15 protein-coding genes and 1 pseudogene are annotated in these 21,146 nt (G+C 37.6%); 10 read left to right on the forward strand and 6 right to left on the reverse strand.

From position 1 onward, the window contains the following. A partial coding sequence (locus H6F62_RS17340) for an Eco57I restriction-modification methylase domain-containing protein (RefSeq protein ID WP_190372571.1) occupies positions 1-1,338 on the forward strand: 1,338 nt, incomplete at its 5' end. Between the two features lie 8 nt (positions 1,339-1,346). Here H6F62_RS17340 and H6F62_RS17345 read toward each other — a convergent pair. The 3 genes from H6F62_RS17345 to H6F62_RS17355 all read right to left on the reverse strand — a co-directional run bounded on the left by H6F62_RS17345 (position 1,347) and on the right by H6F62_RS17355 (position 4,466). Continuing rightward, positions 1,347-1,724 (reverse strand): hypothetical protein, encoded by a 378-nt coding sequence (locus tag H6F62_RS17345; protein ID WP_028088620.1) that lies wholly within the window; start codon positions 1,722-1,724, stop codon positions 1,347-1,349. 128 nt (positions 1,725-1,852) lie between these two features. After that, positions 1,853-3,766, reverse strand: a complete 1,914-nt coding sequence (gene ftsH / locus H6F62_RS17350) for an ATP-dependent zinc metalloprotease FtsH (RefSeq protein ID WP_137906328.1) — start codon at positions 3,764-3,766, stop codon at positions 1,853-1,855. 127 nt (positions 3,767-3,893) lie between these two features. Beyond that, the gene (locus H6F62_RS17355; RefSeq protein WP_137906327.1) at positions 3,894-4,466 is read right to left on the reverse strand and encodes an NUDIX hydrolase; all 573 of its coding nucleotides are present in this window, start codon (positions 4,464-4,466) and stop codon (positions 3,894-3,896) included. Between the two features lie 95 nt (positions 4,467-4,561). On the opposite strand from H6F62_RS17355, the gene H6F62_RS17360 reads away from it, so the two are divergent. After that, the gene (locus H6F62_RS17360; protein WP_190372572.1) at positions 4,562-5,614 is read left to right on the forward strand and encodes a dipeptide epimerase; all 1,053 of its coding nucleotides are present in this window, start codon (positions 4,562-4,564) and stop codon (positions 5,612-5,614) included. Further along, positions 5,598-6,644 carry a DUF1611 domain-containing protein gene (locus tag H6F62_RS17365; protein ID WP_137906325.1) on the forward strand — a complete coding sequence of 349 codons (1,047 nt, stop codon included), beginning with the start codon at positions 5,598-5,600 and terminating at the stop codon, positions 6,642-6,644. Before H6F62_RS17360 ends, H6F62_RS17365 begins: the two co-directional genes overlap by 17 nt. Here H6F62_RS17365 and menH read toward each other — a convergent pair. Together menH and H6F62_RS17375 are read right to left on the reverse strand one after the other, a co-directional pair. Beyond that, entirely contained in the window at positions 6,631-7,455 is an 825-nt protein-coding gene (gene menH, locus H6F62_RS17370; protein WP_190372573.1) for a 2-succinyl-6-hydroxy-2,4-cyclohexadiene-1-carboxylate synthase, read from the reverse strand. The genes H6F62_RS17365 and menH overlap by 14 nt on opposite strands. Positions 7,456-7,480: 25 nt before the next feature. Then, positions 7,481-7,852 (reverse strand): metal-sensing transcriptional repressor, encoded by a 372-nt coding sequence (locus H6F62_RS17375; RefSeq protein ID WP_190372574.1) that lies wholly within the window; start codon positions 7,850-7,852, stop codon positions 7,481-7,483. A gap of 202 nt (positions 7,853-8,054) precedes the next feature. Here H6F62_RS17375 and H6F62_RS17380 point away from each other — a divergent pair, with 202 nt between their 5' ends. The 5 genes and pseudogenes from H6F62_RS17380 to H6F62_RS17400 all read left to right on the forward strand — a co-directional run bounded on the left by H6F62_RS17380 (position 8,055) and on the right by H6F62_RS17400 (position 16,672). Next, the gene (locus tag H6F62_RS17380; RefSeq protein ID WP_190372575.1) at positions 8,055-9,266 is read left to right on the forward strand and encodes an HhoA/HhoB/HtrA family serine endopeptidase; all 1,212 of its coding nucleotides are present in this window, start codon (positions 8,055-8,057) and stop codon (positions 9,264-9,266) included. A gap of 295 nt (positions 9,267-9,561) precedes the next feature. Continuing rightward, a complete protein-coding gene (locus H6F62_RS17385) occupies positions 9,562-9,981 on the forward strand; it encodes a hypothetical protein (RefSeq protein ID WP_190372576.1) in 420 nt (139 codons plus the stop codon). A 32-nt stretch (positions 9,982-10,013) separates the two neighbouring features. After that, the gene (locus H6F62_RS17390) at positions 10,014-13,718 is read left to right on the forward strand and encodes a WD40 repeat domain-containing protein (RefSeq protein ID WP_190372577.1); all 3,705 of its coding nucleotides are present in this window, start codon (positions 10,014-10,016) and stop codon (positions 13,716-13,718) included. Positions 13,719-13,979: 261 nt separating this feature from the next. Beyond that, positions 13,980-14,129: pseudogene (locus tag H6F62_RS17395) on the forward strand (transposase); the annotation flags it as partial. Positions 14,130-14,263: 134 nt separating this feature from the next. Then, complete coding sequence (locus H6F62_RS17400) at positions 14,264-16,672, forward strand: GH116 family glycosyl hydrolase (RefSeq protein ID WP_190372578.1); 2,409 nt, start codon at positions 14,264-14,266, stop codon at positions 16,670-16,672. Between the two features lie 1,514 nt (positions 16,673-18,186). On the opposite strand, the gene H6F62_RS17405 is transcribed toward H6F62_RS17400, so the two are convergent. Continuing rightward, positions 18,187-18,363 carry a hypothetical protein gene (locus H6F62_RS17405; protein WP_162501155.1) on the reverse strand — a complete coding sequence of 59 codons (177 nt, stop codon included), beginning with the start codon at positions 18,361-18,363 and terminating at the stop codon, positions 18,187-18,189. Between the two features lie 702 nt (positions 18,364-19,065). On the opposite strand from H6F62_RS17405, the gene H6F62_RS17410 reads away from it, so the two are divergent. Together H6F62_RS17410 and H6F62_RS17415 are read left to right on the forward strand one after the other, a co-directional pair. After that, complete coding sequence (locus H6F62_RS17410) at positions 19,066-19,446, forward strand: HetP family heterocyst commitment protein (RefSeq protein ID WP_137906318.1); 381 nt, start codon at positions 19,066-19,068, stop codon at positions 19,444-19,446. 1,088 nt (positions 19,447-20,534) lie between these two features. After that, positions 20,535-21,131 (forward strand): helix-turn-helix domain-containing protein, encoded by a 597-nt coding sequence (locus tag H6F62_RS17415; protein ID WP_190372579.1) that lies wholly within the window; start codon positions 20,535-20,537, stop codon positions 21,129-21,131. The last annotated feature ends 15 nt before the right edge of the window (positions 21,132-21,146 follow it).

Here is a 21,146-nt window from a genome sequence, read left to right on the forward strand (position 1 = left end):
TATAAACAACAGTATGTTTCTGCTAGTAAGGGAAACTATGATATTTATGTTGTCTTTGTGGAAAAGGGATTAGAGCTATTAAGAAAAGATGGCTATTTAGGTTTTATTTTACCTCATAAGTTTTTTAATGCTCAATATGGGGAAGTTATTAGAAGATTGATAGCGGAAAATAAATCATTGAATCAAATTATTTATTTTGGAGATGAACAAGTTTTTACAAAAGCAACTACATACACTTGTTTACTATTTTTAAGCAAGCGGGAAAATAAAACTTTTGAATTTCAGAAGATTAATAGTTTGATTGATTGGCGTAATCATGAAAATAATAACATACTTAGCCAAACTTTTCCTATTTCTTGTATCTCTGATCGTGAGTGGAATTTTGTAAGTGAAAAAGATCAAAAATGGTTTTATAAAATTAACGAATTACCTGTAAAGTTAGGTGATATTGCTCATTTATTTGTTGGCTTACAAACTGATGCAGATGATATATTTATTCTTGAAGAAGTAGCTAGAGAAAATCAGCAAGTTCTTTGTAAATCTAAAGTAACGGGGCGCTTACATTGGTTAGAAAATGATTTTTTAAAATATTTTTTGAAGGGTTCATTAAATATTGGTAGGTATTTTCTAAAAAATGTTAATAAACGTCTGATTTTCCCTTATATAACTATCAATAATAAATCTGTTTTATTATCAGTAAATAACTATGAAAATAGATTTCCTTTAACCTGGAATTATATGCTGGAAAATCAAGAACGATTAGCAGCGAGAAATAAAGGTAATATGGATAAAAATTGGTATGGTTATGTATATCGTAAAAATCATACTCGTTTTGATTCACCAAAGTTATTAGTACCAGCAATTGCTACTGGTAGTTGTTTTGCTACTGATTTATATGGAGATTATTATTTTGTTGGTAGTGGAGGTGGTGGAGGTGGTGGATATGGTATTTCTATTTTGGAAAATATCAATATATCTTATCTGTATTTATTGGGTATTCTCAACTCTAAATTAATCAACCATTTTCTGAAGTTAATTAGTACACCATTTCGCGGAGGATATATTGCTTTGAATAAACAAGTTATAGAAAAAATACCTATTAAATTATTGGATTTATCAAAATCAAGTGATCAGTTGATTTATAATGACATGATTAAACTGGTTGAACAAATGCTTGATCTTCATCAACAACTCAATCAAGCAAACACACCCCCAGCCAAAAGAATGATTCAGCAACAAATTCAAGCCACTGATAGACAAATCAATCAATTAGTTTATGAACTATATGAATTAACTGATGCAGAAATAACTATGATTGAAAGTATTCAAAGTACATAAACTTAAATTTATTCTTCCCCTTGTCTGCGTCCTAATTCATACACTCCAGCACCCATACAAACAAGTATTCCAGTGCTAACTCCCCAGCTATTACCTAAACTGATATCTAAAATCCAGTTAGATAAACCACCAAATATTAAAAAGGGGAAAATGCTAAATAGTGAAGCATAAAAGGAATTTTGCGCTTCTCTGGCTTGACGAGTCTTGTCAAATTCTGATTGACTAGTGTATAGGAAACGTTCAGCAAAATTAAACCAGCGGTTGAGTTGTGTCGTTACCCATTCTCTAACCTGTGAAAAACTCAAATATAACGCTAAAGCCCATAAACAAGTACCAGCGATCGCAACTTTATCTATTTCAAAGCGAAAAGGCAATATATCAAACATAGCATAGTTTAACTCTCCAATTGTCAATTTTAGCGTTTATCTGTCACTAAATCCCACCATGGGGAGATTTTTTCTTGAAGTTTAAATTAATGTAGAGACATGGAACGTCTCTACAAAAATTATCTAAATTAATAAGGTACGGCTACCGGCTGATGAGTTTTTAGTTGAATTGCAGTATTATCGGCGACAATTTTCCGAAAAACATCACCGTCAATAGTTTCTTGTTCTATCAACAAATCAACCACCCGCTCCAAAATTAAACGGTTTTCCTGGATGATTTCCTTAGCTTGAATATAGCATTTGCTGACAATTTCCCGAACTGTAGCATCAATTTTAGCAGCAATTTCCTCCGAATATTCAGATTTATTCATCCAGTCCCGGTCTAAAAATACCTCATTATTATTTTGATTTTCCAAAGAAACTAGACCTAAATCAGACATTCCAAACTTTGTTACCATTTGTCTAGCCATATTAGTCACTTGTTGTAAATCATTTCCCGCACCGGTAGTCACTTCTGCTTTTCCAAAAACGATTTCCTCCGCCGCACGACCGCCCAAAGTCGCCGCAATTCGGGCTAAAATCTGGGAACGGGAAATTAAACCCTGTTCTTCATTGGGAGTAAACCAAGTTAAACCTAATGCTTGTCCCCTGGGAATTAAAGTAACTTTTTGGACAGGATCATGATCCTTAACCAACGTACCTACCAAAGCGTGTCCCACTTCATGATAAGCAATGAGGCGTTTACTTTTGCTATCTACTAAAGCAGTTCCTTCCATACCCGCAACTACTCGATCTATCGCATTATCAACTTCTAAATCGCTCACCGCTTCCTTGCGTCTTCTAGCCGTCAAAATAGCAGCTTCATTGAGTAAATTAGCTAAATCAGCACCAGTAAACCCAGGAGTGCGCCGAGCGATCGCTGCTAATGATACACTAGGGTCAATCTTCTTATTTTGAGCATGGACTGTCAAAATTTCCTCTCTTCCCTTCAAATCTGGAACGTCCACAATCACCTGTCTATCAAAGCGCCCTGGACGTAACAAAGCAGAATCTAGAACATCTGGGCGGTTAGTAGCAGCAATAATAATAATCCCCGTATTTCCCTCAAAACCGTCCATTTCCGTTAATAGCTGGTTAAGAGTTTGTTCTCGTTCATCATTTCCCCCACCAATACCCGCACCCCGTTGTCTACCTACCGCGTCAATTTCATCAATAAAAATGATACAGGGAGCATTATCCTTAGCTTTTTTGAACAAATCACGGACACGGGAAGCACCCACACCCACAAACATCTCCACAAATTCCGAGCCAGACATACTGAAAAAAGGTACACCTGCTTCACCTGCAATAGCCTTTGCTAGTAGAGTTTTCCCAGTTCCCGGCGGTCCAATTAGTAACACACCCTTGGGAATTTTCGCACCTACAGCGGTAAATTTTTCCGGCAGTTTTAAGAAAGTCACAACTTCCTCTAATTCTTCTTTGGCTTCATTCACTCCTGCGACATCAGCAAATTTGACCCCGGTTTTTGCTTCCATTTGAAAGCGGGCGCGAGATTTACCAAAACTCATAGCCTGGTTAGAAGCATTTGCAGAACGACGCAGGAATAATATCATTAAAGCCACCAGGGGTAAAATCCACATGAGATTAATTAACAACCCTACAGCAACCCTGTTTCCAGCGGAGGAAACCTCACCAAAATCAACATTTTTTTCCCTAAGTTTATTCACTAATTCTGGATTTTGCTCTAAAAGGCGCACCTGTAGAGGAGGTGTATTCGGCTTTTGTCCAGTTAAATAAACCCTAGCTATCTGCTCAGTTTGATCCAATTCAACCTTTTTAACTTCGCCTTTATCCGCCTTCTGAATTAACTCCCCATAAGTTAAAGAATTACGCTCTGTTTTTTGCTGCGCTAAAACGGGACTAGCACCAACTATACCAGGTAACATTATCAACCCAGCAGCTATCATACCAGTTAAAACATGAGTTGAAGACGAACCTGATAAATGCTGTTTGTGCAAAGAATTTTTGTGCAAATTTTTCATAATAGTTATCCTTTATGGCTGTTTTTCTGAGAACTTGTCATATCTAGAAATTACAGTTTCCTGATCTAGTGTAACTGCCAGACTTGATTATTAACAGGTGATAGGACAGAAGGTGACAGGTAACAGCTTATATTGTATTAGGAAGAATAGAAGACCTATTGCTTAAACCCAAGAAAAGAGCCGCAATAGTTCCAGTTACAGAGATTTCACCTTCAGCAATGCACTTAAATACTGAATCTATAGAAATTAAAACTACTTCTATTTCCTCAGTAATATCCAGATTTTGTTGTTCTCCTACTTTCACCACATTTTCCGCTAAAAATAAATGTATTTGATTAGTGTCTTTACTGGGTTTATCATAAAGGGTTGCGATTTTTCGCACATCTTCTGCCCAATAGCCCGTTTCTTCGCGTAATTCCCTGACTGCTGCGCTTTCTGGATTTTCTATATTTACGTCAAATCTACCCGCAGGAAGTTCCATGACAAATTCCCCTATAGCGTGTCTATATTGACGCACAAAAATAATCTCTTGATTTTTAGTAATGGGTAAAATTATGGCAACATCTGGTTTTATACTGATAAAATAGTCGTCTATGATTTTACCATTTGGCAATTCTATCTGATCTTGTCGAATTTGACACATTGGCTCATTTATGACCATTTTTGAGCTTAGTATTTGCCATTTCTGTAAATTATTCATAATTTCATGACCGAAAATATGGGATACAAGCCCCGTCCTAGAAGGACGGCTTTTCTTGATTCTTAATATACTCCTTTTCCCGATTTTATATACTTATGCAAATTAATTTTCAACCTTTTACCGTTAATAAACGATTTCCCTTAACAATTAGTCGCGGAACAACAGCACAATCAACAAATATTTGGTTACAAATCGCACAGGAAGGGATTGAAGGTTGGGGAGAAGCATCTCCCTTTGGGGTGGGTAACTACAGACAAACTACTGAGCAAATCATCAATACTATTGAGCAAATTATACCTATACTTCAGAAATTTAGCCCTTGGCAAAGACAGGAAATTGAGTCACTATTAGAACAAATGCAAATTCCTTCCGCCGTTAAAGCAGCCTTAGATATGGCATTACACGACTGGATAGGTAAGCGATTAGGTTTACCTTTATGGCAACTTTGGGGACTAAATAAAAGTGCTATAGTATCAACATCGGTAACAATTGGGATTAATTCCCCAGCAGGTGCCAAAGCCAGAACCCAAGACTGGTTACAATTTATGGATGTGCAGTTATTCAAAGTCAAACTAGGTTCAACTCAAGGAATAGAAGCAGATCAAAAAATGTTTTTAGCCGTACGGGAAGCAACAGGGGAAAGAGATGTATTTGTTGATGCTAACGGAGGTTGGAATTTAGCAGATGCTATTAATATGTGTAGTTGGTTAGCTGATTTGGGGATAAAATATATAGAACAGCCCTTAGCAAGAGGTGAAGAAGCAAATTTAGCTAAGTTGAAAAAACATTCCCCCTTACCCATTTTTGCGGATGAAAGTTGCTTTACTAGTGCGGATATTCCCCAATTAGCTGATAATGTAGATGGAATTAATATTAAATTAATGAAATCTGGGGGAATTACCGAGGCCATGCGAATGGTACATACAGCCAAAGCTCATAATTTACAAGTGATGTTTGGCTGCTATTCTGATAGTTCTCTGGCTAATACCGCCGCTTTACAACTTGCACCACTAGCTGATTATTTGGATTTAGATAGTCATTTGAATTTAATTGATGATCCTTTTAGCGGTGCGCTGGTAGAGAATGGGAGAGTTTTGCCAAATAATTTACCTGGTTTGGGAGTAAAATACAGTGCGTCTGTCGCTTAATCAAAAAATAGCAATTCTTCTTCATGAGGGAATTACTGGAGTTCAGGGAAAAACAGGGTTATCAATTTTACGCTATAGTGAATCCCCTATTGTGGCTGTAATTGACAGAGAATCTGTAGGTAAATCTTTAGTAGAGTTAACAGGTATTCAGCGAGATGTGCCGATTGTGGCATCTATGACAGCAGCATTACAGTATAAGCCGGAGGTTTTGGTAATTGGGATTGCTCCCAAAGGTGGTGCTGTTCCTGATGATTATTGGGCTGATATCAAAGATGCTCTCAAAGCCGGAATGTCCTTGGTAAATGGATTACATACACCCCTAGCGAATATACCTGAATTAAATGCCCTCCTCAAACCAGGACAATTAATTTGGGATGTACGGAGAGAACCAGCCAATTTAGATGTAGCATCTGGACTGGCGCGGAATCTACCCTGTCGCCGAGTTTTGACAGTGGGGACAGATATGGCCATTGGAAAAATGTCCACTAGTCTAGAATTACATCGGACGGCTAAATTATGGGGTATCCGTTCTAAGTTCTTAGCCACTGGTCAAACTGGGTTAATGTTGGAAGGAGAAGGGGTGGCTTTAGATGCTGTGCGGGTAGACTTTGCGGCTGGTGCGGTGGAACAGTTAGTGATGCGTTTTGGTCAACATTACGACATTCTGCAAATTGAAGGACAAGGTTCTCTTTTACACCCTGGTTCAACAGCCACTTTACCGTTAATTCGCGGTTCTCAACCTACACATTTAATATTAGTGCATCAAGCGGGACAAACTCACAACCGTAATAATCCCAGTATACCGATTCCCCCATTACCGGAAGTGATCCAAATGTATGAAATCGTTGCCCGTGGTGCTGGTGCTTTTGGGAACATCAATGTGGTGGGTATAGCTTTAAATACCAGGAATTTAGAGGAATTAGAGGCAAAAAATGCGATCGCTCAAATCATAACAGAAACCGGACTACCTTGTACAGATCCCATTCGTTTCGGGGCTGAATTGTTGTTGAATGCAGTTATGCAAAATTAGAAGCATGGCAGAAAAAATCTTGAATATTCTGCACAAATGCTAAAGTATTTTCCAGGTGAATATTATGTCCAACATCATGAATTATTTGTAATTTAGCAAACTTACATTTTTCAGTTATTGCTATATTAATATCAATAAATTTTTGATCTTCTTCTCCCACCAATAATAGGAGAGGAATAGTATTTTCTGTGAGTAATTCCCATAAACAAGGTTGAGAACCTGTTCCCATAAACTGCAATGATTTAACTAAATTTGGGGGATGATTTGTTAATCTACTTGCGATCATACATTGGTATTGGGGATGATTTTTAATCTTCCCAAAAATCCGTTGTTGATACCAATTATTGAGAAAGTGATAAAAATCATCTTTATTGATTATTCTCGTTAATTTCCTAGCTATTTGAGCATCACTTTTAATTCTAGCTAACCTGGCCATTTCTGTTGCTAAACCAGGGGAAGCAGATTCTAAAATAACCTTAATAAACCTACTGGGAAAATGGAGAGTGAGATATAAAGCTAATCTTCCTCCCAGAGAATAACCAATTAAATAGCATTGGTCAATTTTTAATTTATCTAATAATTGTATAATGGCTGTGGCTGTAGATGGCATGGTATAGTATTCATCATCTAAAACCTGAGTTTTTCCATGTCCAGGTAAATCAATAATCAGATAGGAAAAATCATCAAATAGTAATTTGATGACTTGATCAAATTCATAAATATTACCCATAAAACCATGTAATAATAGAATTATTGGTTTATGTGCATTATGATTTAAAAAATAGTGAAATTGATATTGATTCCCAGTCATAAATACCGCAGTCAAAAGTTAAGAATTAGGGTAAAAATCTATCTAAAGCGGCTTTTAATTGTTCAATTTCCGATTCTATATTACCTTCTTCGGCAGCTCTAGCGATACACTCAGTTAAATGTTCATCTAGCACAATGCGTGCTACCTTATCTAATGCACCACGGACAGCCGCAATTTGTAATAATACATCAGGACACGAAGTATTTTGTTGTACCATATTTTTAATACCACGTACATGGCCTTCTATGCGCGAAAGTCGGTTAATAATCCGCCGTAAAGACTCTTCACTGTGGACATGAGAATGTGTATGATCTGTATGATTGTGATGGTGTGAATGGTCTCCCGGCTCTAATGTAGCTAGGGATTCGTTAGTTAGTGGGTTTGCTCCATTATTCATGCTATTATACTGACATTTGTTTTGGCATTTTGGCATTAACTAGTATTTTAGCTTGAAAAAAATAGATTCCACAACATCAAAGAAACTTAAAATTGAGTCAAAATGTCAATAAACAGAAATTCTGAATCTGATCTGTAAAAATAAGTGTAGATAGATTTATCAAGAAACAGCAAAAATTAGGCTTGTAGATTAGGTTGTGATTATGCGATTTCCCCAAATATCCCCGTCTATCCGACAACTCAGTACCCATATTTTAGCGATTTTTATGGGAGTGCTGTTAACTGTTACCTCCCTGCGGGTGTTACCTTCAGTAGCAGAACCGGGTCCAAATCCTGTCACGGAGTCATTAACAAAAGTGGCTCAAAAGCCATCTTCCGCTGCGGCTGCGATTGGTGGTCATAGTTTTGTGACAACAGCAGTGAATCGTGTGGGATCAGCAGTAGTAAGAATTGATACAGAAAGAACAATTACGCGCCGCAATGATCCTTTTATGGAAGATCCCTTTTTTCGGCGGTTTTTTGGTGATAGTTTTCCCCAACAATCACCGACTGAACAGTTACGGGGTTTAGGTTCTGGTTTTATTATTGACAAAAGCGGTGTCATTCTTACCAATGCTCACGTAGTGGACAAAGCTGATAAAGTCACAGTCCGTCTGAAAGATGGTCGCACTTTTGAAGGTAAAGTCCGTGGTATTGATGAAGTTACAGACTTGGCTGTAGTTAAGATTAATGCTGGTAATGATTTACCCGTAGCACCTTTAGGTTCTTCTCGTAATGTTCAGGTGGGAGATTGGGCGATCGCTGTTGGTAATCCGTTAGGATTTGATAATACCGTTACTCTGGGCATTGTCAGCACCTTAAAACGTTCTAGCGCTCAGGTTGGTATCAGCGATAAACGGTTAGACTTCATTCAAACCGACGCAGCGATTAACCCTGGTAACTCTGGTGGACCATTATTAAATGGTTTAGGAGAAGTAATTGGAATTAATACAGCAATTCGCGCCGATGCCATGGGGATTGGCTTTGCAATTCCTATTGACAAAGCTAAAGCGATCGCTACTCAATTACAACGCAATGGGAAAGTAGCTCACCCCTACTTAGGTGTACAAATGGTGACATTAACACCAGAATTAGCAAAACAAAATAACAGTGATCCCAACTCCATGTTGATGATTCCTGAAGTCAAAGGAGTTTTAGTCTTGCGGGTTGTTCCTAATTCTCCCGCTGCAATTGCGGGTATCCGTCGTGGAGATGTGATTGTGCAGATTGACAATAAAGCTATCACCAGTGCGGAACAATTACAATCTATAGTAGAAGACAGTACCCTGGGTCAAGCCTTGCAGGTAAAAATCCAAAGAGGTAATCAAACACAAATACTTTCAGTTCGTACCGCTGAATTGAAAGACCTTTCTTAATCAATAAATCCCTGACTTTTTAAATAGGTCGGGGATTTTTTAAAATTTGCCCATTGTTGGTCTAGATTGTGCGATCGCAATTTTTTGATGGCGCGATTTAGAAAGAATTCGTCTTCACAGAAGTATAAGTATGTTGGCATAGTAGTACGGCAATTGTATTGCCGTACATGAGCGTTAGCTCTAAACCCATTATTAAGATAATATTACATAGCAAATCCCTAAGTTATACATTCTGTGATAATCTAAATCTTAAAGATACTTATTTTTTTCTGTTACAAATTGTTAAGGATTAACTATGGACCCTATCTATTTAATTATTGCTGCTTTGAGTGCTGGTGCTACTGCTGCTGCTAAGGATACCGCAGGAACAGCCGTCAAAGATGCTTATCTAGGTTTGAAAACGTTGATTAAGAAGAAGTTTGCAGAGCAAGGGAAAACTGATTCATCAACAATTCTGGATAAATTTGAACAGAAACCAGAAAAGACAAAAGCTCTTTTGGAAGATGAGTTACTAGAATCGGGGCTTGATACACTTGACAAGGATGATGAAGTTATTAAGTTAGCTGAAAATTTACTGAATCAAGTCAAAGACCAGCCTGGTGGACAGCAGATCATTAACCAAAATATCAGTAATGTTAAATATGCAGCTACCTCTGGTTCTGGTAATGCAAGTATTAGTGGCATCACTGAAAAAGGCACATCGAAGGAAGACTGAGACTGTAAATTAATTAATTAGGGTGTCTATTAATGTCTGAGCAAGGCGAGATACAACAAAGTGTTACAGGAACTGAATACGCTGCCACTTCAGTGACTGGTAATGCAACTATTACTATTACCAATTACTATTATCGAGACGAAGTAAAATTAGTCCCTTCTGATTCTCCAAATACTATTGATGAAGATATTCCTTGTCCTTATAGAGGTTTGTTTCATTTTGGACCGAATGATGCGGATGTGTTCTTTGGGCGGGAAATATTTATAGAAGGACTTTATAGTGCAACTAAAACCAAGAATTTTATTCCAGTGCTAGGTGCATCAGGAAGCGGTAAATCTTCGGTAGTATTCGCTGGATTAGTCCCTAAGTTACAAAAAGAAGGTCATTGGCAGTTTACTCACTTTCGTCCTGGTTCTGATAAAGATCCATTTTATGCTTTGGCTGAGGCACTTGTTCCACTTTACAGGTCTGAGATGGATTCTACTGATAAAATAACTCAGGCTGGTAGGCTGGCTGAATCTCTTAAAAACGGAACAACGCCCCTTTCCCGTATATTTAGCTCTATTCAACGCAATCACCCCAATAAACGATTGCTACTGATTGCTGACCAATTTGAAGAAATCTACACTCTGTGTAACGATGAGGAAATTCGTCGTAAGTTTCTCGATTGCTTATTAGCCAGCCTAGAAACTTCTACTTCTCTATCTTCATCGGCTACGGTTTTGGTGACAACAATGCGGGCAGATTTTTTGGGAAATGCTCTCTCCTATCGTCTCTTTGCTGATGTTTTGCAAAATGCTGATGTGAAACTGGGTCCAATGAATCGGGAAGAATTAACAGAAATCATTGAAAAACCCGCCCAAAAATTAGGGGTGACATTTGAAAGCGGTCTGGTAGAACGCATTCTCAAAGATGTGGAAGACCAACCTGGAAATTTACCTTTACTAGAGTTTGCTTTGACACAGTTGTGGAACAAGCGAACTGGTAAACAATTAACTCACAAAATCTATGAAGAAATTGGTCAAGTAGAAGGTGCATTAGCTCGCTATGCTGATGAAAAATATAGAAATTTGACAAATGACGAGAAGGAAAAAGTCCAGCGCATTTTTATTCAATTGGTACATCCGGGTGAGGGAGTAGAGGATACAAGACGCATAGCGTTAAAAGCGGAATTGGGAGAGCAAAGCTGGTCTTTGGTAAAACAATTAGCTGATCCTCCTCGACTGGTGGTGACAAGTCGCAATGCTACCAATCAAGAAACAGTAGAAGTAGTCCATGAAGCTCTAATTCGTAACTGGGGTGAACTGCGAGAATGGATGAATACAAACCGTGTTTTCAGAGCTTGGCAAGAGCGAGTACGGGCAGCAAAGGCACAATGGGAAAAAACGAAACGAGATCCAGGTTCCTTGTTACGTGGTGCAGCGTTAGCAGAAGCAGAAGAAGAACTGAACAAACGCCCAGAAGATTTAATTGATGAGAAAAATTTTATCGAGCAGAGTTTAGAATTTCGAGATAGGGAAATTAAGATACAAAAGCGTCGCCAGATGCTAACTATTTCGGGACTTAGTATTGGTTTAATAGCTGTCTCCTTATTTGCCATTGCGGCCGTATGGCAAAGACAAATGGCGCAGAACGCTTTGGAAGAACAAATTATTGTTTCTGCTGAATCTTCAGAAGCTTTTCGGAATTCTAAAAAAGAATTAGATGCGTTGCTTTTAGCAGTAAGAGCAGGACAGCCAATAGTATCAAACCAGCTAAAAGTAGGAGTTAAAACCCAGAGGCTAGTTTTAGAAAGTTTACAAAGGACAGTTGGTCGAACTAGAGAGTTAAATAGATTGGAAGGGCATAAAAATGCTATCCGAGGTATAAGCTTCAGTCCTGAAGGTGACACCATTGGTACTGCTAGTGATGACTCAACTGCTAAACTTTGGAGTGTAAATGGTAGAGAACTAAAAACCCTTGAAGGCCATAAACAGAGGGTTTTAAGTATCAGTTTTAGCCCTGACGGTCAAACTATTGCTACTGGTAGTGAAGACCAAACTGTCAAGCTCTGGAATCGGGATGGGAAACTACTCCAAACTCTTAATGGACATAAAGGTCGGGTTTTCAGTGTCACTTTTAGCCCCGATAGTAATTTAATTGCATCTGCTAGTGGGGATAACAAGGTCAAACTTTGGAAGCGGGATGGAAATCTACACCAAACTATTAGTGGACATAAAGATTGGATAAATAGTGTCAGTTTTAGTCCCGACGGTCAGACTATTGCCACTGCTAGTAATGACAAAACTGTTAGACTCTGGAGTTCTAGTAATGGAAACGAAATACGACGCTTTACTGATATTAAAACTCAAGAGAAGACGGCTCATAATGATACAGTCACTAGCGTCAGTTTTAGCCCCGATGGTAAGACTATTGCTACTTCTAGTGCTGACCGGACTGTCAAACTTTGGAGTCTTCAGGATGGTCATCTAATTCAAACTCTTGAGGGACATTCGGATATAATCCATCAAGTCAGTTTTAGTCCCGACGGTAAGACTATTGCTACTGTTAGTAATGACCAAACTGTCAAACTCTGGGACAAGTCTGGTAACATACTCCAAACTTTTGCTAGTCATAATGGTGCAGTTTTTGACGTTAGCTTTAGTCCCAAGGGCAAGATCATTGTTACTGGCAGTGCTGATCGAACTGCTAGACTTTGGAGTTACAACCGTCAGGAACTTCAACCCCTCATTGGACATAAAGCTCCCGTCTGGGGAGTAGCTTTCAGCCCTGACGGTCAGACTATTGCTTCTGCTAGTGCTGACAAAACTGTCAAACTTTGGAGTCGCGATGGTCGTCCAATGCAAACCCTGACTGGACATAAGGATATAGTCAGTAGCGTCACTTTCAGTCCAGACGGTCAGACCATTGCTTCTGCTAGTGCTGACAAAACTGTCAAACTTTGGAGTCTGAATGGACAAGAACGCAGAAGCTTTACTGGACATCAAGGAAAGATCAGGAGGGTGAATTATAGTCCTAACGGGCAAATGATTGTCACTGCTAGTGAAGACAATACTGCAAAAATCTGGAGCTTAGATGGTAGGCCAATTCGCACTCTTAAGCATAGTGAGTTGGTTTATTTCGCTGGTTTCAGCCCTGATGGTCAAACTATTGCTACTGCCAGCAGAGACAAAACCGTAATTCTTTGGAACTTAGATGGCACGAAAAAAACCACTCTTAAGCATAACGATTTTGTATATTTTGTTAGCTTTAGTCATGATGGTAAAATCATAGCTACTTCTAGTGCTGACGGGACAATAACATTCTGGAGTCAGGATGGGAAAAAACTTAAAACGCTTACAGCGCATGATGTTCAAGTCTACACTGTTAGTTTTAGTCCCAATGGCAAGTTTATAGCGACGACTAGCAGAGACAAGACTGTTAAACTTTGGAGTATAAGTAAAGACAACAAGGAAATCCAAATTGAAGAACTCAAAACCCTTTCTGGTCACACTGAGATAGTTGACTATTCTAGTTTCAGTTCTAATGGTGAAACTATTGCCACTGCCAGCAGAGACAAAACCGTAATTCTTTGGAAGTTACATATAAACGAACTAGAAAAATTAACAAATTCAAAGCAATCACTGAATACTTTAATGAAAGACGGTTGTGATTGGATAAAAAATTATCTAAATAGCTCAAAATCAAAAGATAGTAAAACTACATTATGTCAAGGCAAACCCAACAAAAGTCTGTGAATGTTGGGTTTCCTAACGTCAACCCAACCTACCTGATTTAATGTTTTTAGCTTAATCGATAAGTATTGGATTTGATGTAACGAACCACAGAGGCACTGAGTACACAGAGGAATGAGGGTTGAAAAAATATTTTGCGTTACTTTTGACTGACAAGTATTGATCATTTATCAGATATATTCTCAATAGAGAGCAATAAATATGAGAGTGGTTTAGTAGAGAATTTTAATAATATAATTTTATGCTGATAATCTCAATACATCATTACTCAAAAAACGTTGGGTGGTGGAACGCACTTACGGTTGGTTAATGGGGTGTCGGCGATTAGTCAGAGATTATGAGTTATTACCCGAAACCTCTGAGACTTTTATCTACCTTGCCATGATCCGTATTATGGTGAGGCGACTTGCTTAAATTTTGAATTCCTGAAACTTTTCAAACATCCTCTTAGAGAGATTGCGCGAAATAAAAATATTTTTCCCTCAGGACTTGAGAAAAATCACACATCGCGCTAGTCTTCATTAGCGTCAACCTGTAAAACTCAAACCATGACCAACCACCCCCAAATACCTCCCTGCACCTGGAAACGTCCCATTGGCCTAGGCTGGAATCAGCCCTACACCGTCCGTTATCCTAGTAATATAGATGATGGTCCCTGGCACGGAATGCCCCTTGGTGGCTTTGGTGCGGGGTGTATAGGCCGTTCCTCACGGGGAGACTTTAACCTGTGGCACATTGATGGGGGAGAACATACTTTTAAAACTGTTCCTGCTTGTCAATTTAGTATCTTTGAATCTGGACAAGCTTACGCTTTATCTACCCAACCCCCAGAAGATGATACACTACAATCTTGGCAATGGTATCCACCTTCTCCCCTCTCTGTGGACCAAGAGGGGTTGGGGGTGAGGTCAGGAACTTATCATGCACTTTATCCTCGTAGTTGGTTTGTTTATGAAAATGTCTTCAAAACTCAATTAACCTGTGAGCAATTTTCGCCAATTTGGGCAGATAATTATCAAGAAACTAGTTATCCTGTAGCGGTTTTTTTGTGGAAAGCGCACAACCCCACAAATGCACCAATCACTATTAGCATCATGCTAACGTGGGAAAATATGGTCGGTTGGTTTACTAATACTTTAAAATCTCCCGAAGTGCAAGTTAGAGATGATGGTAGTCCTGTTTATGAATATCAGCCAGCCTGGGGAAAAAGTCAAGGAAATTATAATTGTTTAGCAGAAGATGATCAATATTTTGGTTGTGTTTTCGGTGCAGTTTCTGATAGTAAAACTGTCGCAGAAGGAGAGGGAACTTGGTGTATTGCGACTTTGAAAAATTACCCGAAAAACAACCAGGTTGAAATATTTTATCATTCCCGTTTTAATTGTTTAGGTAATGGTGCAGATATTTGGCAAAGTTTCTCGGAAAATGGTTCTTTACCTAATTATATAGATGAAACTCCCGCAGATGAAAATTCTAGATTAGGCGCTGCAATTGCGGTGCGTTTGACTTTACAACCAGGAGAAACTTTAGAAGTTCCTTTTGTCCTCAGTTGGGATTTTCCGGTGACAGAATTTGCCGCAGGAGTGAACTATTACCGCAGATATACAGACTTTTTTGGGTGTAATGGTGAGAATGCTTGGCAAATTGCTACTACTGCTCTTAAATCATATCATAATTGGCGATCGCACATTCAAAATTGGCAAAATCCTATTTTAGAAAGACCAGATTTACCCAACTGGTTTAAAATGGCTTTGTTCAACGAACTCTATGATTTAACTAGTGGAGGAACTCTTTGGAATGCAGCCTCAGACATTGACCCCATTGGTCAGTTTGCTGTGTTAGAATGTTTAGATTACCGTTGGTATGAAAGTCTAGATGTGCGGTTATATGGTTCTTTTGGGTTATTAATGTTATTCCCTGAACTGGAAAAATCAGTAATTCGCGCCTTTGCTAGAGCAATTCCCCAAAGTGATGATACAACTAGAATTATCGGTTATTATCTGACAATTAAATCTGAAAGTCCCCTGGCTGTTCGTAAAGTCGCAGGTGCGACACCTCACGATTTAGGCGCTCCCAATGAACACGTTTGGGAAAAAACCAATTACACTAGTTATCAAGATTGTAATCTCTGGAAAGATTTAGGTTGTGACTTTGTTTTACAGGTATATCGAGATTTTCTGTTGACAGGTGCAAATGATATTGACTTTTTAGCAGATTGTTGGGATGCTATTGTCCAAACTCTCGATTATGTGAAAAAATTTGATCTAGATGGGGACAGTATACCCGAAAATTCCGGCGCCCCTGACCAAACTTTTGATGATTGGCGATTAAATGGTGTTAGCGCCTATTGTGGTGGTTTGTGGTTAGCTGCTTTGGAAGCTGCTATTGCCATCTGTGATATTTTAACACAACGTCAAAACACAACAACACAAAAATCAATTTATCAAACTTGGTTAAATCAATCAAAACCAATATATCAGGAAAAGCTGTGGAATGGTGAATATTACCGTTTAGATAGTGACAGTGGTTCTGATGTGGTTATGGCTGATCAATTGTGCGGGCAATTTTACGCTCGTTTATTGAGTTTACCAGATATTGTCCCCAGCGATCGCGCTTTGTCTGCCTTAACAAAAATATATGATTCCTGTTTTCTCAAGTTCCAAAATGGTAAATTTGGCGCTGCTAACGGTGTTCTTCCCAATGGTTTACCAGAAAATCCTCATTCTACCCACCCTTTGGAGGTTTGGACTGGAATTAATTTTGGTCTAGCAGCCTTCCTGGTGCAAATGGACATGAAAAATGAAGCAATGCGCTTAACTGAGGCTGTGGTGAGGCAAGTTTACGACAATGGTTTGCAATTTCGCACCCCGGAAGCTATCACTGCTAATGCTACTTTCCGCGCTAGTACCTATCTCCGCGCTATGGCTATTTGGGGAATTTATTTGCTGATGTGTTAATTTTAATATTCTTAGGACTTACGCACAATTAAGTTTTTAAGAGATTTTGCGTAAGTCCTGATACTGCAATTCGTCCAGGCTCTTTTATTTTCCTGTTATTTCCGGAATTTAGTGAAGAAATCAGTAATGGTAAGAGTTAAGGAATTTTAATCTGAAAATCTATGTTTGAAAATCTGTCTCTCTTCTCTAATTAAATCAGGGTTTGCTCAAAAAATATCAAACCTTTATCCCCCTCGTACTCTAGTCTGTCCCCTGTCCTCATGGATTCTTTTCAAGTATAATTCTCTTGATTTTCACTCTCAAAGTCACTGAAAAATCAGAAATCAGTAATTGCGTTTCCCAGGGTTTGTATTTATAATGGCACATTTGAGCGATGATCTGTCAAAGTGCATTTTTTTACCCAAGTCAGCAAAAAATCATCACCAATTCCTTACTTCATTTCGGGTTATGGGAGATAAAAAGTAACAAGATTGAAGTTACCCACTTAAAAAACTCTCTCCTCTAGTTGGAAATAAATTAAGAATTTATCAGTAGACTTCAATCATCTAAGAATACAAGTAGTTGCACGCTAGATGAATAAGGCTAGGACAGCAGCAGCTTTATCAATCTATTTGGTCAGGTTGGCCAGGTTCAAATGTAGCTGGTGTCTATGACTCCCATTTTAAGTTCAAAGTTCCCGGTTAGTTTGAAGATCATGAAAATTTTGATCTTGATTGAGCTTTCACTAAGTGCAGCGTATATCACCCTTCAATTCTTTTCCCGTTACTGAAAAATTTATAAAAACTTCAACAGCCTTGGGAGTTATACCTTAACCTCTTCATTGTTATTTGTCAAGCAATTTACTTTTGCATCCCCAAAGTCAAACAGCAGCGGTTTATATACTGGGATTTTCAGAAATTTTCTGTTTTTATAATTACTTAACTATACTTATTTAAACTAGCTTATATACCGAAGTATCCGCTTTTCATAGCTAACACCACACTCCGCTATCAGAATCATCAGCAATAATTGACAATAAATAATAATAGTTATTCCTACTCAATCAGTTTAATAACTATCACTGGAATCTCACTTATTTCAATAACTTATATACAGATAATTACCCAGCCTGTTATTTAATTAAATTGCAATATTATCTCATAAATAAATGAGATAATAACTAAATGTTCATGCTGATACGGTTTTTCCTATCTACAGATGATGAGATGGATTTTTGTATTTAAATACAAATCTATCAGTAAATTAAAATAATATTCAAAATCTGGGCATTAATAATAAATTAGATGGATAAAATTTTAATTATTTTTTTCGCAGTTATTTACACCTATTTGTCTGATATTTATTGAAGATTTAAACCATTGTAACCCTTACATAGTAAGGACTTTATCAAAAAAAATTACAAATAAACTACTTCGTCAACATCAAAAATTGTTGAATAGAAATAGGACTTTTTGTTGATAGATATATAGTATTTGCCATTGTCTAGATGCTAATAACATAGATAGAAGACATTGCTAGTATTTTTGCTTTACATGACGATGATAGCATCTGCCATTGAGATTAAAGTGGGGGGTAACACCCCTCATTTTTTGCCCAGCGGGGTCAAAACTTAAACCTGCACAAGAGATGGGTAAATCTCTAGATAACTTGAGTAAATTTAACTTAAATTTTGCTAGTTTGGCAGATGACATTAGCAAGAAAAAATAGTATAAATAAAAATGTGGCTTTTGAAATTGAGAAATCAACGGTTTTCCTGATTCCATCCAGCAATTGTGAGCTTTTACCGAGAAGCGACAAAATTAATGGTAAGAAGTTATACAGCAGTAACTAAGGAAAAGCAGAAGATTAACCCTTGGGAGTTTCAACAGCAGACAACTGTATCTACGAAAAGCTACGTCAAATTCGAGTTCTCCAGGTAGAAACCAGACCAAAGGAAAATATTTACCTTTGATTCATTAGTAAGTACAAACCTAAACTCTATAAGTAATTAATACATACTACTTAGGTAAGGAATAGGGTTTACTAAATGAAAACTGTAAAACTGCCCAGAAAACTAGGATATATACGGCAAAACGGTACAGAAGCTTGATTAAAAATAGTCAGGTTTTCAATCACAGGTCAGGTTATGAAAAAAATCATCAGGTCAAATGCGCTTTTTAGCTTAGTTAAGCGGGTAAATTTAGAGATGCAGTTCTCTCAATTCCATACCCATCAGGTATCCATGTTATCAAGTACCGTACTTTTGAAACGGGTTCTTGCTTTTTGTAACATCTGCCAGCAATTGATTACCTATAGATTCCGGTCATTCCCGCTCCAGCAACTTGGCTGAGGCTGTTTATCAAGTGCAATGCAGAAACTGGACTAATTTACTCAATTTAAAGACAACTAAGATTATGAATCAAGATATTGCTGGCAGTGGTAACAACTTAGGACCGAAAATCCATCCTGAACAATTAGACCAAGTAGTCGAAGCGATTTTAGCAGGTAAGTATTCTTGGGCTTGTGTTTTAATGTTGCGGTTTGTTGGTTATAATCCGATGCACTATATTCCTTATCGCACTTATAACCGCATATTGAAAGAAAATGCCCGCACAAATAGGTCAAACTCACAAAATAATGAAAGTCTGAAAATTGCTAAACCAACCACAGAGAAGTCCGAAAGCAATCTAGCTTCTAACTGTTTAAGCAAGATTAAAGATATAGCGTATCTGGAAGTGGGGGGTAAGCAAAAAGCAGAAGCACGCGCTAACAGTAGGGAAAAAAAGTCAGCATAGTTGCTGAATATACTGTAATTGCCTGTTACTCAGTAAAATTGGATCTGAAATGTGAGTAACTGCAATTACTGAATCCCTATCTGCCAGCATGGGAAATATACATTTGTAACATCTTATAAATTAGAAATAGCAGAACAAAGGTGCATGGCGGACTGCATTTTTCCCAAAAAGCTGATTGCTTGTAGCACTTGTGTCTCTTAATAATTAAATAAATCAGGATTTAGGCAATTTGCATATTAGTAAGGTGTGTCATATTTATTAAACGCTGTCAATAAGCAGATGTTTAATATTTGACGCATCCTATCTGATATTTAGGGTGGTGCAGTCATCTGAGGTAAGATATTAGCGGGCAAGATGCCCGCACCACAAGAGTTTTCTCATGGGAATCTACTAAGCATATTTTTAGCAGATTGAAATTTATATAAATTTTATGTAAAGATATCATGAAGTTTAGATGAAGATTTGATTTTTTATATAAATTTTCAAAGAAGATATAGCAGAATTTAAAAATAACAATCAAAGCTTTGTCACTTTTTTATCTAAACTGAATGGCTAACGCTAAGTTATCAGACAGACAATTTCATATTTAGAAAGTTTGCTGATGAGAATTTTTTGATTTTAGGCTACTGTAAGAGATAGATTACATCCTTCCTGAACTTATCTACTTTGAGGCTGCAATATTTGGAGTAGGTGTGTCGTAATTATTGGGGAATTAAAGCTGCATGAACTTAAATAGTCTAGTGTTGATTGATAAATCTGAATACCAGTGTTTATGAATGTCCTGAAATCTAAATTAGGGATAATATCATCCTTGAAGTGGATTTTTGGATGATTAACTAATGGGGATAAATTTAGTATTAGGGATAAAAATGATTGGAGTTTATCTGTAGGTGTTTTAGCAGACAATGCTGTTTATTGGGGGGAAAACAGCTATACTTGTTGCATAAATATGGAGAAATAAATACTCATGAAACATCCTACAGATTAAATACTAAATGTCTGTGAAATTCTTTGCATCTGTATTTGAGCAATAGATGTAACAGATGGATTTGCCCAAATTTGAAAGTAGAAGGCAACTGGTAAGAATTATGTCATCTTATTCTCATCAAGATCAGGTTGTTAATATTTACGATACTTATGAAAGTAAGTTTTTAACACCCTTTCAGCGGAAGGCCTTGCTAAAAAACTTACAAAATAATTCACAACCAGAATATCGGCGACGCATTGAGATAATGTTGTTAGCAGATATGGGAAAATCACAAACTCATATTTGTGAAATCATAGGCTGTTCTCAAGAAATGGCCAGGTATTGGATAGGTATTGCTGAGGCAGGTATGGCGCATAAATGGAATCAGCGGCCATTGGGTAGACCAAAGATTGTTAATCATCAATATATTGAAAAATTGAAAGAATTAGTTAATTGTAGTCCCCGTGAATATGGCTATGCTTTTAGTGATTGGACGGCTCAATGGTTGAGCAAACATTTAGCTAAAGAGTTGGGAATTAAAATTAGTGATCGCCATATCAACCGTTTACTTAAACAAATGGGACTTTCCACTAAACGTAAAAATTCTCCATTGACAACTGCTGAAAATCAGGATATAGCAATTACAATTAGTGATTTGCATTCTCTACCTGAACCTAGTTTTCATTGGTCATTTAATCTCATGCAGGCCAATCAATAATAGTGTTTTGGAGGT

The sequence above is a fragment of the Anabaena sp. FACHB-1391 genome (genome assembly GCF_014696755.1).
Taxonomy (GTDB): domain Bacteria; phylum Cyanobacteriota; class Cyanobacteriia; order Cyanobacteriales; family Nostocaceae; genus Dolichospermum; species Dolichospermum planctonicum.

Coding starts and splice junctions, on each gene's coding strand:
- H6F62_RS17345 (WP_028088620.1), bottom strand. CDS start 1,724: ATGTTTGATATATTGCCTTTTCGCTTTGAAATAGATAAAGTTGCGATC.
- ftsH (WP_137906328.1), bottom strand. CDS start 3,766: ATGAAAAATTTGCACAAAAATTCTTTGCACAAACAGCATTTATCAGGT.
- H6F62_RS17355 (WP_137906327.1), bottom strand. CDS start 4,466: ATGAATAATTTACAGAAATGGCAAATACTAAGCTCAAAAATGGTCATA.
- H6F62_RS17360 (WP_190372572.1), top strand. CDS start 4,562: ATGCAAATTAATTTTCAACCTTTTACCGTTAATAAACGATTTCCCTTA.
- menH (WP_190372573.1), bottom strand. CDS start 7,455: ATGACTGGGAATCAATATCAATTTCACTATTTTTTAAATCATAATGCA.
- H6F62_RS17375 (WP_190372574.1), bottom strand. CDS start 7,852: ATGAATAATGGAGCAAACCCACTAACTAACGAATCCCTAGCTACATTA.
- H6F62_RS17380 (WP_190372575.1), top strand. CDS start 8,055: ATGCGATTTCCCCAAATATCCCCGTCTATCCGACAACTCAGTACCCAT.
- H6F62_RS17385 (WP_190372576.1), top strand. CDS start 9,562: ATGGACCCTATCTATTTAATTATTGCTGCTTTGAGTGCTGGTGCTACT.
- H6F62_RS17390 (WP_190372577.1), top strand. CDS start 10,014: ATGTCTGAGCAAGGCGAGATACAACAAAGTGTTACAGGAACTGAATAC.
- H6F62_RS17400 (WP_190372578.1), top strand. CDS start 14,264: ATGACCAACCACCCCCAAATACCTCCCTGCACCTGGAAACGTCCCATT.
- H6F62_RS17405 (WP_162501155.1), bottom strand. CDS start 18,363: ATGTCATCTGCCAAACTAGCAAAATTTAAGTTAAATTTACTCAAGTTA.
- H6F62_RS17410 (WP_137906318.1), top strand. CDS start 19,066: ATGAATCAAGATATTGCTGGCAGTGGTAACAACTTAGGACCGAAAATC.
- H6F62_RS17415 (WP_190372579.1), top strand. CDS start 20,535: ATGTCATCTTATTCTCATCAAGATCAGGTTGTTAATATTTACGATACT.